2 protein-coding genes are annotated in these 1,460 nt (G+C 29.9%); both read left to right on the top strand.

Annotation, left to right across the window (positions count from 1 at the left end):
- Nucleotides 1-67: 67 nt before the first annotated feature.
- Nucleotides 68-1,192 carry a non-hydrolyzing UDP-N-acetylglucosamine 2-epimerase gene (wecB, locus tag ACF91D_RS30280; protein ID WP_392438441.1) on the top strand — a complete coding sequence of 375 codons (1,125 nt, stop codon included), beginning with the start codon at nucleotides 68-70 and terminating at the stop codon, nucleotides 1,190-1,192.
- A 1-nt stretch (nucleotide 1,193) separates the two neighbouring features.
- Nucleotides 1,194-1,460, top strand: a 267-nt coding sequence (locus tag ACF91D_RS30275) for a hypothetical protein (RefSeq protein ID WP_392438439.1), incomplete at its 3' end; no start/stop codon positions are given.

The following is a 1,460-nucleotide window of genomic DNA, read 5'->3' as shown; positions in this document are numbered from 1 at the left end:
CTATCATGTGGGTTAATGAGATGTTTGATCCAGAAAACCCTGACACATATTTCTTGGAGGTTTAAAAATGAATAAATTAAAATTGATGACAATTGTTGGAACGAGACCTGAAATTATTAGACTATCAGCTACTATAAAAGCTTGTGATAAATATTTCAATCAAATATTAGTACATACTGGTCAAAACTATGATTACACACTTAATCAAGTATTCTTTGAAGAATTAGAATTAAGAGAACCCAATCATTTTTTAGAAGCTGTAGGCAAAGATCTTGGTGAAACAATGGGGAATATTATAGCTAAATCTTACGAAGTGTTAGCAAAAGAAAAACCTGATGCACTTCTGATACTAGGAGATACAAATAGCTGTTTAGCAGCAGTATCAGCTAAAAGATTGAAAATTCCTGTCTTTCATATGGAAGCAGGTAACCGTTGTTTCGATCAAAATGTACCTGAAGAAATTAATAGAAAAATAGTTGATCACGTGAGTGACGTAAATCTACCATATACAGAACATAGTAGAAGATATTTATTAGATGAAGGATTTAAAAAAGAAAATATCTTAGTCACAGGTTCACCAATGCGCGAAGTATTAGAACAATATGAAGATAAAATTAATACAAGCGATGCACTGAAAACATTAAATCTAGAAAAAAATAAATACATCTTAATTTCAGCGCATAGAGAAGAAAACATTGATATTGAAGATAACTTTAATTCATTAATGAATGCTATTAACGAGATAGCAGAAAAATATCAATTACCAGTTATATATTCAACACACCCAAGAAGCTGGAAAAAAATCGAAGAAAGATCATTTAAGTTTCATCCATTAGTAAAACAACTAAAACCGTTCGGCTTCTTCGATTACAATGCATTACAAAAACATGCTTTTGTTGTCCTTTCAGATAGTGGAACACTGTCAGAAGAATCATCAATGCTTAAGTTCCCAGGAGTTCTAATAAGAACATCTACAGAACGACCAGAAGTATTAGACAAAGGATCAGTAATTATCGGTGGCATTAAATATGATAACTTAGTGCAATCTGTAGAACTTGCAAGAGCAATGCAAAATAATAATGAACCAATGATTGATGCAATTGACTATAAAGATACAAATGTTTCACAAAAAGTAGTGAAGATTATACAGAGTTATACGGAGATTATTAATAGAAATACATGGGGGAAGTAAGGTGAAAATAAGCAAAGAGAACATAGAAATATTTTTGGTGTTTCTACTTTTTATTATTAGTTGCTTTCATCCAGTAAGCCTCTACTGTACTTTGATTATTAGTATTATTTATATATTTAAAGGTTATATAGGATTGTTCAAATTAATGTTTTTATTAATACTTCGTACTAATATTTCTCCAGGGTTGTTTTTTGAAATAGGTGATTCTCAAATATTTCAAATATATAAATGGATTATTATTATAGGAGGGTCGATATTAGTATTATTC

It is taken from the genome of Staphylococcus sp. 231237_7MaSpsaltlick, assembly GCF_043107035.1.
Note: the sequence above shows the minus strand (reverse complement) of the source record. Positions and strands in the feature narration are given on the sequence as shown.

Coding starts and splice junctions, on each gene's coding strand:
- wecB (WP_392438441.1), top strand. CDS start 68: ATGAATAAATTAAAATTGATGACAATTGTTGGAACGAGACCTGAAATT.